The organism is Streptacidiphilus monticola, assembly GCF_042658505.1.
In the GTDB taxonomy this organism is placed as follows: domain Bacteria; phylum Actinomycetota; class Actinomycetes; order Streptomycetales; family Streptomycetaceae; genus Streptacidiphilus; species Streptacidiphilus monticola.
This window is the reverse complement of sequence record NZ_JBHSQJ010000072.1, coordinates 1-13,306: the sequence shown is the minus strand read 5'-3', so window position 1 is coordinate 13,306 and position 13,306 is coordinate 1. Positions and strand designations below refer to the sequence as shown.

The window sequence follows — 13,306 nt, the reverse complement described above, 5'->3', positions numbered from 1 at the left end:
GGGCCCTCACGACGCGAACCGGCGTACTACTGACGCTGCTTGACGGTGGGCCAGCTGATCTGTTGCAGTGCTCTGTATGACTGGTCCGGCACCCCAGGCGGCGTCCCCGTGGACCCTGTGATCATCGCCGGCGCAGGCCCCGTCGGGCTGGCGCTGGCACTCGCGCTGGCGCGCCAGCAGGTGCCCAGCGTCGTGCTGGACGAGGGCTCCGGCGTCACCCCGGAGGGCTCCCGGACCACCGTGCTGCGCGGCGACACCACCGCGTTCCTCGCCCACCTCGGCTACACCAGGGTCACCGCGGACGGACGCGACTGGTCCGCCTGGCGGACGCTGCGGCGCAACCGCGAGCTGCTGCACCTCGAACTCGCCCCCGGCGAGGCCCTGCACCTGCCCCACCACCGGCTGCTGCGCGGCCTGCGCGACGCCGTCAGTGCGACCCCGCTGGTCCAGCTCGTCCCCGAGAGCGCGGTCCTGGAGCTGGAGCAGGACGAGTCGGGGGTCACCGTCCGCACCGAGCAGACGTGGTGGCGCGGCAGCCATCTCGTCGCCTGCGACGGCCCCCGTTCCACTGTGCGCAGGCAGCTGCGGCTGCGCTTCCCCGGCCGGGCCGCCGCGGACCACTACGCCGTCGCGACCGTCCGCACCGACCTGCCCTTCCCCGGCGAGGCGCGCCTGCACCGCGATCCGCCGCACTCCCCGCACAGCCGCGAGGTGACCGCCCGTCCGCTGCCGGACGGCGTCTGGCGGCTGGACTGGCGGCTTCCGGCCCGGCAGCCGGGCCTCAGTCCGGACGCCCTGGTCGAGCAGGTGCGCGCCACGCTCTCGCTGTGGAACGACGGGGCCGTCCCCCGCTACGAGCTGATCGCCGCCGCCGACTGGACCGTGCAGCAGCGCCTGGCCACCCGCTTCCAGGTGGACCGCGTGTTCCTCGCCGGCGACGCCGCGCACCTGCTGGGCGCGGTGGGCATGCAGAACCTCGACGAGGGGCTGCGCGACGCCGCGAACCTCGCCTGGAAGCTCGCCCTGGTCTGGCACGCCTGCGCCCCCGAGCGGCTGCTGACGACCTATCAGCAGGAGCGCCGCAGCGCCGTGATCAGCCGACTGCGTTCGGCCGACCAGGCCATGCCGCTGCTGCAGCCCACCACCGCGCTGCTGGAGGCGCGGCGCACCCTGCTCTCCGGTTCCCTGCGGCGGAACGCGGGGCTGCTCTCGGACGGCAACCTCGGCACGGGGCGGCTGGGTGCGCCCCCGGCCTATCCGGGCCGCGGCCGGGTGGGGCTCTCCCCCGCACTGCCCCCCACCGCACCGGGGGTGCTGGTGCCGGACCTGCCGGTGGTCACGGTCGACGGCACCCGCGAACGGCTGCGCGACCGGCTCGGCCGCGGCTTCCTGGTCCTGCTGGTCGCCCCGGGCACCCAGGTCTGGGCCTCGGAGCACTGGCTCGGCGCCGGCCTGATGCCCCAACTCACGGCCGTGACCGAGGACTTGCCGGTCCCGGCGGAACTTCTGGTCACCGAGGGCTACCCGGGCGCGCCCGCGCACACCGTGCTGCTGGTCCGGCCCGACGGCCACCTGGTGGCCGCGGTGCCGGGGAGCCGCCCGGAGGAGCTGCACCGCCTGGCCGACCGCGCCCGCGGCGGCGCCCAGGACCTGCCGGTACCCCGCCGGGACCGCGAGCCCCTGACGGCAGGTCAATCTTGACGGCGCGTGACACCCATGCTGTAGTGAGCCGCATGGGAACGCCTGGACTCCGGATCGTCCGCTGCACGCGGCTGGACGACGTCCGCTGTCCGCGCCTGTTCTGTACCCCGGGCTGATCCGTACGACGGCCCTGATCTGACGAGTGGCAGCCGCCGCTGCGCGGCTCCTCGTCGCTTTCCCCACCGTCGTTCCACGGACGGCCCTGCACCGCTGCGCACCCCCTTTCCACGTTTCGGGCGCCGCCGCGCGCCCGCGATCCCTTGGGACGAGACTTGCCCAGCACCCCGGTTGCGACCGCGCCCACGCTCACCGACCTGCTCTCCTTCGCCCGCGCCAGCGCGGCGGACCCCGACGTCCTGGCCGCGCTGCCGTTCGACCCGAACCGGCGGACCTGGGTCCGCCTGGACGGCCCCGGCGGCAGTGAGGCCTGGGTGATCGGCTGGCCCCCCGGCTCCGAGACCGGCTGGCACGACCACGGCGGCTCCAGCGGGGCGTTCGTCACCGCGAGCGGGGAGCTCAGCGAGCTGTCCCTGGTCATGCCGCTGCCGAGCAGCGGCTGGCGCCGCCTGGAACTGGAGGAGGGCGTCGACCGCCGGCGCACCCTCCCCGCCGGCGAGGGGCGGGCCTTCGGCCCGCACCACGTGCACCAGGTGGTCAACCCCTCGGCCGTAACGCACGCGGTCTCGGTCCACGTCTACTACCCGCCGCTGCCCAGCCAGCGCCGATACGTCCGCGACGGTGGCGTGCTGACGCTCGTTCAGGTGGAAGGCCCGGAGCAGTGGTGAGCGCGGTCGACACCGCGCTGGCCCGAGCGCGGGCCGGACTGCGACGGCTGACGCCGGAGCAGGCCGCCCGCGCGGCGGCGGAGGGTGCGCTGCTGGTGGACACCCGCTACGCCGCTCTGCGGGAGCGGGACGGCGAGGTGCCCGGGGCCGCCATCGTGGAACGGAACGAGCTGGAGTGGCGCCTGGATCCGACAAGTGAGTACCGGCTCGCGGGAGTTGAGGCGGAGCGGCAGGTCATCCTCTTCTGCAACGAAGGCTACGCCTCGTCGTTCGCCGCCCACGCGCTGCGGAGCCTGGGCATCACCACGGCCACCGACGTCATCGGCGGTTTCCAGGCCTGGCGCCACGCCGGGCTCCCGACCACGCCACCGGGTACGGCCTCTGCCCTGACGCCCCACGTCCAGTCGCACCCCCGTTAGGGGCGCGGGGAACTGCGCGAGCAACACACCACCCGGGGAGGTCCGGCCCCATGTGCGGGACGAACCTCCCCGGGTGGTTGGCCGGTCGCGCAGTTCCCCGCGCCCCTCACGGGGCGCTCAGCGTGCGTACTCAGTGGCCCGGCTCTCCCTGATCACCGTGATCCGTATCCGGCCCGGGTAGGTCAGCTCGTCCTCCACCCGCTTCGCGATGTCGTGGGCGATCACCTGGGCCTGGAGGTCGTCGACGACCTCCGGCAGGACCATGACCCGGACCTCGCGTCCGGCCTGCATCGCATAGACCTTGTGCACGCCCTCGTACCGCCGGGCGATCCGCTCCAGTCCCTCCATCCGCCGGGCGTAGACCTCCGCCGACTCCCGGCGGGCACCAGGGCGGCCGCCGGAGCAGGCGTCCGCCGCCTGCGTCAGCACCGCCTCCACGGTGCGGGGCTCGATCTCCCCGTGGTGCGCGGCCACGGCATGCACCACGTCCTCCGACTCGCCGTAGCGGCGGGCCAGGTCGGCTCCTATCCGGGCGTGGCTGCCCTCGACCTCGTGGGTCACCGCCTTGCCGATGTCGTGCAGCAGCGTGGCACGGCGCACCAGCTGAGGGTCGATGCGCAGTTCGGCGGCCATCATCCCGGCGATGTGCGCGGACTCCAGCAGATGTCCCAGCACGTTCTGGCCGTACGAGGTGCGGTACTTCAACCGGCCGAGCAGCCGCAGCAGTTCGGGGTGCATCTCGTCCAGGCCGGCCTCGGCCACCGCCTCCTCCGCCGCGCGCAGGCACAGCTGCTCGACCTTCTCCTGCGTGCGTTCGACGACCTCCTCGATCCGCAGCGGATGGATCCTGCCGTCCGCCAGGAGTTCGGTGAGGGAGAGCCGGGCCACCTCGCGCCGCACCGGGTCGAAGCAGGAGAGCAGAACCTGGCCGGGAGTGTCGTCGACGATCAGGTTGACCCCCGTGACCTGTTCGAAGCTGCGGATGTTGCGGCCCTCGCGGCCGATGATGCGGCCCTTGAGCTCCTCGCCGGCCAGGCTGAGCGAGGTGGTGACGGAGTCCGTGGTCTGCTCGACGGCGACGCGCTGCACGGCCGAGGCGACGATCTCGCGGGCGCGCTGCTCGCCCTCGCTGCGGGCGCGGCGCTCGATCTCACGGACCGTCAGCACGGCGTCCCGCTTGGCCTGCTGCTCGATCTCCCGCTGCAGCTGCGAGCGGGCCTCGGCGACGGTGAGCCCCGCCACGCGTTCGAGCGCCGCCCGGCGCTCGGTGTCGGCAAGCTCCCGCGCGGAGCGCAACTCCTCGCGGCTGCGGGCGAGTTCGGCCTGTGCCTCGGCCGCCTCCAGCTGGCGGAGGTGCAGGCGCTCCTGCTCGGCGTCCAGTCGGGCCTCGCGCTCGGCGTTGCGCGCCTCACGGCGCTCCAGTTCGGCCAGACGCGCCCGACTGCTGCGGTGGGCGACCCAGGCGCTCAGCCCGGAGACGACCAGGAGCAGGCCGGAGACGACCACAACCGTGCCAATTCCGACATCCATCGGCCCTCCCCGGTCGCGCAGGATGAGCCGAGATTAAGGCGAGGTCACGAAAGGGTCAAGATGTCGATCCGTCACCAATCGGGATCGTCAAGGCTGTTGGCCTGCTCCGGGGCATGGCCGGCGGCGCGCTCGGCCTCCAGGGCTTCGCGGACCACGCGCAGTGCCAGGCCCTCTGCGTAGCCGCGGCGGGCGAGCATCCCCGCCAGGCGGCGGACCCGGGCCGGATACTCCAGGCGACGGGTCGAAGCGATCTTGCGACCGACCAACTCCCGTGCGGTGGCCTCCTCCTGCTCCGGATCGAGCTGGGAGACCGCCTCGGCGACCAGCGACTGGTCCACCCCGCGCTGCCGCAACTCGGTGGCCAGGGCGCGCCGGGCCAGCCCGCGGCCGCGGTGACGTGACTCCACCCAGGCGTCGGCGAAGGCGGCGTCGTCGATGATGCCGACCTCCTCGAAGCGGTCGAGCACCTGCTCCGCCGCCCACTCGGGGATCTCCCGCTTGCGCAGGGCGTCCGCGAGCTGACGGCGCGTCCGGGGCTGGCCGGTGAGCAGGCGCAGGCAGATCGCCCGCGCCCGCTCGACCGGATCCTGCTCGCTCAGCGCCCGGGATTCGTGGGTGTCCTCCCCAGTCACGCGCTCACTCTGCCAAGGTGCTTACTCGGCAGCGGCCTTGGCCTTGGCCCCACGCGCGGCCGGGGTCTTCGGCGCCGGAACGGCGGCCTCGGCGACGGCGGGGGCGACCGCGTCGCCCTCGGCCGGGGCGTCCAGGCGCGGGCCGACGCCCAGCTTCTCCTTGATCTTCTTCTCGATCTCGTCGGCGAGGTCGGGGTTGTCGCGGAGGAAGTTGCGCGCGTTCTCCTTGCCCTGGCCCAGCTGGTCGCCCTCATAGGTGTACCAGGCGCCGGACTTGCGGATGAACCCGTGCTCCACGCCCATGTCGATCAGGCCGCCCTCGCGGCTGATGCCCTGGCCGTAGATGATGTCGAACTCGGCCTGCTTGAACGGCGAGGCGACCTTGTTCTTGACGACCTTGACCCGGGTGCGGTTGCCGACCGCCTCGGTGCCGTCCTTGAGGGTCTCGATGCGGCGGATGTCCAGACGCACCGAGGCGTAGAACTTCAGCGCACGGCCACCGGTCGTGGTCTCCGGCGAGCCGAACATCACGCCGACCTTCTCGCGCAGCTGGTTGATGAAGATCGCGGTGCACTTGGACTGGTTCAGCGCACCGGTGATCTTGCGGAGGGCCTGGCTCATCAGCCGGGCCTGGAGGCCGACGTGGGAGTCGCCCATCTCGCCCTCGATCTCGGCGCGGGGCACCAGCGCGGCCACCGAGTCGATGACGATGAGGTCGATGGCGCCGGAGCGGATCAGCATGTCCGTGATCTCCAGCGCCTGCTCGCCGGTGTCCGGCTGGGAGACCAGCAGGGCGTCCGTGTCGACGCCGAGCTTCTTGGCGTACTCCGGGTCGAGGGCGTGCTCGGCGTCGACGAAGGCGACGATGCCGCCGGCCTTCTGCGCGTTGGCGACGGCGTGGAGGGTCAGCGTGGTCTTACCGCTCGACTCCGGCCCGTAGACCTCCACCACGCGGCCGCGCGGCAGGCCGCCGACGCCGAGCGCGACGTCGAGGGCGATCGAACCGGTCGGGATCACCTCGATCGGGGCCCGCGCCTCGTCGCCGAGGCGCATCACCGAGCCCTTGCCGAACTGCCGTTCAATCTGGGCGAGTGCGGTCTCGAGAGCCCGCTCGCGGTCGTTCGCTGCCATGGATTCCACCCTGGGGGGTTGTGCTGAGCGCTTCATCACCAAAGACGCTAGCGCGTGCCACTGACAAACGGCCCGAATCCCGAATGCCTGTGGATAACTCGCCGCCGCACAGTATAGGGAACGTGAGTTCGATTATCTGCGGCGACACGCCACGGGTTCCTGCGGAGCGATAGGAGAGACTGAGCGACGTGGTCGACAGCGAACAGAACGCACGAGGTCAGCGACGGCAGCGAGTGCGCGACGCGCAGCACGGGCGGGAGCCGAACGGCACCGCCCTGCCCCGCTGGCTGCCCCGGGCGCTGCTGCTCGCCTTCGCCCTGCTCGCCGCGTACCAGCTGGGCAGCTGGGCCTTCGTCAGGCTGACCGGCTTCCTCTCCACGCTGCTCGTCTCCTTCGTGCTGTCCCTGGCCATGGAACCGGCCGTGGGCCGGATGGCCGCCCGGGGCATGCGCCGCGGGCTGGCCACCTTCCTGGTGTTCCTGCTGGTCCTGGTGCTGACCGGGGCCTTCGTGGCGGCCATGGTCACCCTCCTCGTCGACCAGGTCGGCCAGCTGGCGGCAGAGCTGCCGCACCTGGTCGACAACGCGATCCAGTGGCTGAACCGCACGTTCCACCAGGACTTCTCCATCGGCACGCTGCAGCAAGGCCTGCTCAGCAACGCCGGGACGGTGGAGCAGTACGCGCAGAAGGCGGCCAACAACATCTGGGGCGTCTCCAGCTCGCTGCTCGGCGGACTCTTCCAGCTGTTCACCATCGCCCTGTTCACCTTCTACTTCACCGCGGACGGCCCGCGGCTGCGGCGCAGCATCTGCTCGGTACTGCCGCCCCACCGGCAGGAGGGCGTGCTGCGCGCGTGGGAGGTGGGCATCGAGAAGACCGGCGGCTACCTCTACTCCCGCGCGCTGCTGGCCCTCTGTTCCGCGGTCGCGCACTACGTGATGCTCCGGGTGCTGGGCATCCCCTACGCGGCGGCACTGGCGGTGTGGGTGGGGGTGGTCTCGCAGTTCGTGCCCACCATCGGCACCTACCTGGCGGGCGCACTGCCGGCGCTGGTGGCGTTGACGATCGACCCCTGGGACTGCGTGTGGGTGGTCGCCTTCGTGGTGGTGTACCAGCAGGTGGAGAACTACCTGCTGCAGCCGCGGATCACGGCGAGGACTGTGGAGATCCACCCCGCGATCGCGTTCGGGTCGGTGATCGTGGGCGCGGCACTGCTGGGCGCCGTGGGCGCGATCATCGCCATCCCGGTCACGGCCACGGTGCAGTCGGTGGTGGGCAGTTACCTCACCCGCTACGAGGTCCTCGAAACCGGCGGCCCCGGCGCCCCTCCCCCTCCCGTCGAACCCGAGGAACCTGCCCCCGCCCCGGCCTGACGCCCCGTTGGATCCCGCCCCCGGCGCACGGCCGGCCCGGGTCGCCCCCTGAAGCCGCCCGCGCGCCGGGCCGACGGAGCCCGGGCCTGTGGAGCCCGGCGGCCCGAGCCCGAGGCCTTGGGCGGAGCCCAGGCCGAGGCCCACCCGAAGCGGACCGCCAAGCCAAGCCGGGCGGCGGAGCCCGAGCACGGCCGGGAGCCGAAGTCGAAGAGGCAGGTCAGGCGGACTAAGCGGGCCCGGAGCCGAGGCCGGGCCGGGCAAGCCCAGGCCCACGCCCGATAGCCGAGGCTGGGGCCTAACCGCGGAGCCCGGGGCGGGCGGAGCGCGGGCCGACGGAGCCCGGCGTGCAGCCCCGGGGCTGGCGTGGGGCGGGGTTGGGCGAGTGGGGCTTCAGGGGCAGCCCGCGCCAGCGGTCAGCGGAGGGTGGCGGGGACGCCTTGGTTGTCGCAGACGACCTGCCAGACGGTCTTGGCGTCCCAGCCCGAGGCCAGCGCCTCACTGACCGTCAGACCGTCGAGTTCGCTCATGACATGGTCCTTCGCGAAGCTCTCCGCGTAGGCCTCGCCGAAGTACGCGTTCATCCGCTTCCAGAACTCCGTCAGTCGCATGGGCTCCAGTATCCCCGCTCACCCTCCCCGCTCACCCTGCCGTCCGGACCAGCGCGGTGACCACCACCGCGACCAGCACCACCAGCAGGAACGGCACCCGCCGCCACACCGCCAGCGCCGCCGCGGCCAGCCCCGCCGCGCGGGCGTCCAGGACCAGGCCGTGGGCTGCGTGCCCGAACGTCTGCAGTGCCGTCAGCGCCGCCAGCAGCGCCACCGGGGCCAGCCCGGCGAACCGGCGCACCGCCGGGCGCTCCAACAGGCCCGCGGGGACGGAGAGTCCGAGCAGCTTGAGCAGGTAGCACCCGGCCGCCGTGCCCAGGACCGCGATCCACACCATGCCCATCAGCCCTGCCCTCCGTCGCGGCCGGTGCCCTGCTGACGTCGCGTCAGCATCACCACCGGGACCGCCGCCAACGCCACCAGCACCGGGACGCCGGCCGGCAGCACGAACGTCGCGGCCAGGGCCAGCGCCGCGCCGAGGAGTGCGGTGGTCCGCTCCTCGCCGCCCTCCCGCAGCCGCGGGGCCAGCAGCGCGAGGAAGACCGCGGGCCCGGCCGCGTCCAGGCCGTACCGGGCCGGGTCGCCGAGCGCGGTCGCGCCGAGTGCCCCGGCCAGCGTGGTCAGGTTCCACAGGGCGAAGAGGCTCAGGCCGGTCGTCCAGAAGCCGGTCCGGACGCTGCGCCGGTCCGGTTGGACCAGGGCCACGGCCGCCGTCTCGTCGATCACCAGCTGCGCCGCCAGCGGCACCAGCGCGCGCGGCAGCTCCAGCCGGGCGCCCAGCCGCAGTCCGTAGAAGGCGTTGCGGACGCCCAGGAAGAGCGCCCCGAGCACGGCGGCGAGCGGGGCCGCTCCGGCGGCGAGGGCGCCGACGACCGCGAACTGCGAGGCGCCGGTGAAGACGAGCAGACTGAGCGCGCAGGTCTGCCAGGTCGTCAGGTGCGCCGCGGCGCCGGCCACGCCGAAGGCGACCCCGGAGGTGCCCACGGCCAGACCGACGCCCAGCGAGTCGCGCACGACAGCGCGCTGCGAGGGTGAGGTGGCGTCCATCGGGTGATCATGCAACGCGGACGGCCCCCGGAGGCAAGTGGGTTCGCTCCCGGGGACCGCATGGCGAGACGGATTGACCGGCCGTCAGACGGCCGCAGGCCGGACGGACGGGCGGCCGTCGCCGGCGTCGGCGTCGGCGCCGGCATCGACGCCGCCATCCACGCCGGCGCCCGCGCCGCTCGGCGCCCCGGTCTCCGCGCCGGCCAGTGCCGTGGCGTGCAGGTCGCTGCGGCGGATGGCCAAGAAGGCGATCACCGCGCCCACGGCCGCGGTGGCCGCGCACACCCAGAAGACCTGTCCCATGCCGTCCACGAACGCGCTGCGCGCGGCGTCCGCGACGGCGGTGGCGATACCGCCGGGGGCGGCCTGCGCCACCTGGTTGCCCGCCCCTGCGGCCACGGCCTCCGCCGCGGCGTGCGCCTGCGGGCCCAACTGGCCTGCCACGGCAGTGTGTTGGAAGCCGTCCACCACCCGGTGCTGGAACAGCGCGCCGAAGGCGGCGATGCCGACCGCGACGCCGACCTGCTGGAAGGTCTCGCCCATTCCGGCGGCCATCCCGGCACGGCCGGGCTCGACGACCGCGATGGACAGCGAGGCGCGCGGCGGGTTGAACATCCCCATCCCGGCGCCGGTCGCGATCATGCTGGGCAGCAGCGCGGTCCACGTGCTGTGCGTGTCCACCAGCCCGACCAGGGCCAGGCCGGCGGCCATCAGCGTCAGCGAGGTGCCGACCAGCAGCCGCGGCGGCACCCGGACCGTCAGGCTGCCGGTGACGGCGGCGACGACGAAGAGGGTCAGCGTCAGCGGCAGGAACCGCAGTCCGGCCTGCCAGGGGGAGGAGCCGAGCACGTTCTGCATGTAGGAGACCTCGATGAAGATCGAGGACATGCCGGCGGCGTTGCCGAGGAAGGTGGCGGCCGAGATGCCGTTGAAGGTGCGGATGCGGAACAGCGACAGGTCCAGCATCGCCGCCGCCCCGGCCCGGCGCTCCAGCCGGACGAAGAGGTAGAGCAGCACGACCGCGCCGGAGAAGAGGGAGACGATCAGCGGGCTGGTCCACCCCTCCGGCTCGCCGCGCAGGAAGCCGAGCACGAGCAGCGTCAGCGCGGCGGAGAAGACCGCCAGTCCGGGCCAGTCCACCCGGTGCGCCCCGGGCTCCCGGGACTCGCGGATGCGCAGCTGCCCGAGGACCATGGCGACCACGCCGATCGGCACGTTGAGCAGGAAGATCCAGCGCCAGCCGAGCCCGGTGGTCAGGGCTCCGCCGATCAGCGGGCCGAAGGCGATGGCGAGCCCGGAGACGCCGCCGAAGACGCCGAAGGCGGTGCCGCGGTCGCGGCCGTGGAACTCCTGGCTGATCAGCGCCGGGCTGACGGAGAAGAGCACGGCCGCGCCGAGCCCCTGGGCGCCCCGGGCGAGGTTGAGGGTGAGGATGTCCCCCGCGGCGCCGCTGGCCAGCGAGGCCACGGTGAACAGCGCGAAGCCGACCATGAAGACCCGCTTGCGGCCGAGCCGGTCGGCGAGCGAGCCGCCGGTGAGCAGGAACGCGGCGAGGGTCAGCGCGTAGGCGTCGAGCACCCACTGGAGACCGTTGAAGTCGGCGTGCAGGGCGGTGCGCAGGTCGGGCAGCGCGACGTTCACCACGGTGAGGTCGAGCATCAGCATGAAGGTGGCGATGGCGGTGATCCCCAGCGTCCACCAGCGGTTTCCCCGAGCCGGTGCGTCCGGTGTTGCGGGCATGGCGGTCCCCCTGGACAGGAAGTCATGAAACACGAGCGATGACTCGTGTTTTCCTGGCCCGCAGATTACGAGTGATTGCTCGTATTCGTCAACGCGACCTAGACTCACGGGCATGGCAGAGCAGGTGGAGACGGCGACGCGGCCCAAGCGCCGCCAGGCGCGGGGTGAGCGGCGGATCGAGCAGCTGCTGGCCGCGGCGGGCGAGGTCTTCGCGGAGTCCGGCTACTCGGCGACCACGACCAACGCCATCGCCGCCCGCGCGGGCGTCTCACCGGGCACGCTCTACCAGTACTTCCCGAACAAGGACGCCATCGCCGACGCCCTGGGCGAGGTCTTCGCGGCCAAGCTGAACGAACTGCACCTGATGCTGGCCGTCGACCCGGACGACGCCGAACTCCCGCCCCTGGCCGAGGTCCTGGACGCGGCGGTGCTCACCACGGTCCGCTTCAACCGGGAGAACCCGGCCTGCCCCGTGCTCTTCATGGGGCCGGACGCCCCGCAGCGCCTGGTCGACGTCCACGCCCCCCTGCACGCCGAACTGCTCGCCCGGATGGGCGCCCTGCTCGGCCGCTACGCGCCGGAGGTCCCCGAGGACCGCATCCGTGACGTGGCCGAGGTGACCGTGGCGGCCTTCAAGGGCATCCTCCCGCTGCTGGTCGCCGCCGACGAGCAGCGCCTGCCTCAACTCGTGGAAGAAATGGAGCAGTTGCTCCTCGGCTACTTCAGCCGCGCGCTGGGGCTCACCACCTGACCGTCCGTCAGTGCGGCGCCTCCACCAGGCCGTAGCCGAAGTAGGCCGCCCCGGTGCAGGCACGCGACTTCACGTCGTGGCCGGGGCAGTCCAGCGGCAGCGCCGCCCGCTCCATCTCCCGCACCAGCTCGGCGGAGCCGGCCCCCGGGTGCAGCGCGGCGTAGAGCGCGGCGACGCCGCTGACGTGGGCCGCCGCCATGGAGGTGCCGGCCAGCGCGGCGTAGCGGTCGCCGGGCCAGTCGGAGATCACGGACTGCTGCTCGCCGCCGTCGGGGTCGCCGCCAGGCGCGGCCAGGGAGATCCAGCCGCGACCCCAGTTCGAGTACCCGGCCAGGTTCCCCTGCGCGTCCAGCGCGCTGACGTCGACGACGCCCGGCAGGCCGCCCGGAAGCCGTACGCAGTCGGGACCGAGCTGACGCGTCGTCACCGGGCCGTCCACGTGGTCGTTGGGGCTGCGGTCGTCCGTACGGGGACCGCCGAGGTCCTGCGCGTCGTTGCCGGCGGAGGCCACCACCACGGCCCCCTTGGCCTGCGCGTACGCGACGGCCCGGCCGACGGCGGCGATGATCGCGGCCTGGTCGGGGTCACCGGGGCAGTTGTACTTCCACGGGTCGGCGAAGTAGCTGTCGTTGATCACCCGGGCGCCGTGGTCGGCCGCCCAGAGGAACCCGCACACCAGGTTCTCGCCGTAGTACTGCCCGTTGGCGCTCAGCAGCCGCACGGCGGCGATCCGCGCCCCGGGAGCGACGCCGCGCACACCGTGGTGCTGGTCGGCCCGGTCGGCGGCGATGATGCCGCTGACATGGGTGCCGTGGCCGCTCTCGCTCATCCTGCTGTCGGGCCGCCAGGCCCCCTGCCGGGTGTCGGGCACGCCGGTCCCGCAGGAGGCCGAGCGGGACGTGTCGACGGCGGCGCGCAGGTCCGGGTGCCGCTCGTCCACGCCCGAGTCGAGCACCGCGACGACGACCTTGTGCAGGGCGTCGGCGGAGACCGGGACACCCATGCTCTCGCCGATCATGCTCTGGTTCCAGGCCGGCCGACCGCCCGGATCACCGGCGAACGGCACGTCGTCCCCCTCGAGCCCGTCCGCGCTGCCGATGGGAGGGTTCTGCACCGCGACGGTCCGACTCGCCCCGGCGGCGACGATGTCCGGCCGGGCCCGCAGCCGCGCGCCGAAGTCCGCGGTCGAGCCGTAGGCGAGGACGACGCCCACCTGCGGGTAGGCCTGCCCGACGATCCCGTGCGCGGCCCGGACCGCGTCCGTCGCCTGCGCGACGCCCTGCGGGCCGTCCGTCCGACCGACGACGAGGTAGGCGTGGTACGTGCGGGCGGCCCCGCCGACGTAGGGAACCGCGCCCCCGAGCAGCAGCACGGCGGCGGCGAGCACGGTGGCGATCCGCGCCAGCCCGAACCGAGAGCCCTTCGCCACGCGCGGCACGGCGCCTCCGGGGGTCGCAGGGTCAGGTCGTGTGGGCAGCGGTAATCACACGATATGAACACGTTTGTCCGCTTCGCCTCCCGAGAGACCCGTTCAGGGCCGCAGGCCCGCGAGGGGCGCGAGGAACTGCGCGAGCAACACACCACTCGGG

General features: G+C 73.3%; 12 protein-coding genes and 1 pseudogene. 5 read left to right on the top strand and 8 right to left on the bottom strand.

Going from position 1 to position 13,306, the window contains the following annotated elements; all coding sequences use genetic code 11:
• The first annotated feature begins 108 nt into the window (after nt 1-108).
• The 3 genes from ACFP3V_RS17660 to ACFP3V_RS17650 all read left to right on the top strand — a co-directional run bounded on the left by ACFP3V_RS17660 (nt 109) and on the right by ACFP3V_RS17650 (nt 2,905).
• The gene (locus ACFP3V_RS17660) at nt 109-1,701 is read left to right on the top strand and encodes an FAD-dependent monooxygenase (RefSeq protein WP_380584474.1); all 1,593 of its coding nucleotides are present in this window, start codon (nt 109-111) and stop codon (nt 1,699-1,701) included.
• 272 nt (nt 1,702-1,973) lie between these two features.
• Complete coding sequence (locus tag ACFP3V_RS17655) at nt 1,974-2,486, top strand: cupin domain-containing protein (protein ID WP_380584472.1); 513 nt, start codon at nt 1,974-1,976, stop codon at nt 2,484-2,486.
• The gene (locus tag ACFP3V_RS17650; RefSeq protein ID WP_380584470.1) at nt 2,483-2,905 is read left to right on the top strand and encodes a rhodanese-like domain-containing protein; all 423 of its coding nucleotides are present in this window, start codon (nt 2,483-2,485) and stop codon (nt 2,903-2,905) included. The genes ACFP3V_RS17655 and ACFP3V_RS17650 overlap by 4 nt, the downstream gene beginning before the upstream one ends.
• 117 nt (nt 2,906-3,022) lie before the next feature.
• Here the strand turns inward: ACFP3V_RS17650 and rny are convergent, their stop codons facing one another.
• The 3 genes and pseudogenes from rny to recA all read right to left on the bottom strand — a co-directional run bounded on the left by rny (nt 3,023) and on the right by recA (nt 6,198).
• Nucleotides 3,023-4,435, bottom strand: coding sequence for a ribonuclease Y (gene rny / locus ACFP3V_RS17645; RefSeq protein ID WP_380584468.1), 1,413 nt, complete (start codon nt 4,433-4,435; stop codon nt 3,023-3,025).
• 71 nt (nt 4,436-4,506) lie between these two features.
• Nucleotides 4,507-5,025 (bottom strand): annotated as a pseudogene (gene recX / locus ACFP3V_RS17640) (recombination regulator RecX); the annotation flags it as partial.
• Between the two features lie 63 nt (nt 5,026-5,088).
• Nucleotides 5,089-6,198, bottom strand: a complete 1,110-nt coding sequence (recA, locus tag ACFP3V_RS17635; protein WP_380584466.1) for a recombinase RecA — start codon at nt 6,196-6,198, stop codon at nt 5,089-5,091.
• Nucleotides 6,199-6,431: 233 nt separating this feature from the next.
• Here recA and ACFP3V_RS17630 point away from each other — a divergent pair, with 233 nt between their 5' ends.
• Nucleotides 6,432-7,571 (top strand): AI-2E family transporter, encoded by a 1,140-nt coding sequence (locus ACFP3V_RS17630; RefSeq protein WP_380584616.1) that lies wholly within the window; start codon nt 6,432-6,434, stop codon nt 7,569-7,571.
• 413 nt (nt 7,572-7,984) lie between these two features.
• Here ACFP3V_RS17630 and ACFP3V_RS17625 read toward each other — a convergent pair whose 3' ends face one another.
• The 4 genes from ACFP3V_RS17625 to ACFP3V_RS17610 all read right to left on the bottom strand — a co-directional run bounded on the left by ACFP3V_RS17625 (nt 7,985) and on the right by ACFP3V_RS17610 (nt 10,966).
• The gene (locus ACFP3V_RS17625) at nt 7,985-8,179 is read right to left on the bottom strand and encodes a DUF3046 domain-containing protein (RefSeq protein WP_380584464.1); all 195 of its coding nucleotides are present in this window, start codon (nt 8,177-8,179) and stop codon (nt 7,985-7,987) included.
• Between the two features lie 31 nt (nt 8,180-8,210).
• Complete coding sequence (locus ACFP3V_RS17620; protein WP_380584462.1) at nt 8,211-8,522, bottom strand: AzlD domain-containing protein; 312 nt, start codon at nt 8,520-8,522, stop codon at nt 8,211-8,213.
• Entirely contained in the window at nt 8,522-9,226 is a 705-nt protein-coding gene (locus tag ACFP3V_RS17615; protein WP_380584460.1) for an AzlC family ABC transporter permease, read from the bottom strand. Before ACFP3V_RS17615 ends, ACFP3V_RS17620 begins: the two co-directional genes overlap by 1 nt.
• Nucleotides 9,227-9,310: 84 nt before the next feature.
• Nucleotides 9,311-10,966, bottom strand: coding sequence for an MFS transporter (locus tag ACFP3V_RS17610; protein WP_380584458.1), 1,656 nt, complete (start codon nt 10,964-10,966; stop codon nt 9,311-9,313).
• A gap of 112 nt (nt 10,967-11,078) precedes the next feature.
• Between ACFP3V_RS17610 and ACFP3V_RS17605 the strand changes: the two genes are divergently transcribed.
• Nucleotides 11,079-11,717, top strand: coding sequence for a TetR family transcriptional regulator (locus ACFP3V_RS17605; RefSeq protein ID WP_380584456.1), 639 nt, complete (start codon nt 11,079-11,081; stop codon nt 11,715-11,717).
• Between the two features lie 7 nt (nt 11,718-11,724).
• Here the strand turns inward: ACFP3V_RS17605 and ACFP3V_RS17600 are convergent, their stop codons facing one another.
• Nucleotides 11,725-13,146 carry a S8 family peptidase gene (locus ACFP3V_RS17600; protein WP_380584454.1) on the bottom strand — a complete coding sequence of 474 codons (1,422 nt, stop codon included), beginning with the start codon at nt 13,144-13,146 and terminating at the stop codon, nt 11,725-11,727.
• Nucleotides 13,147-13,306 lie beyond the last annotated feature (160 nt).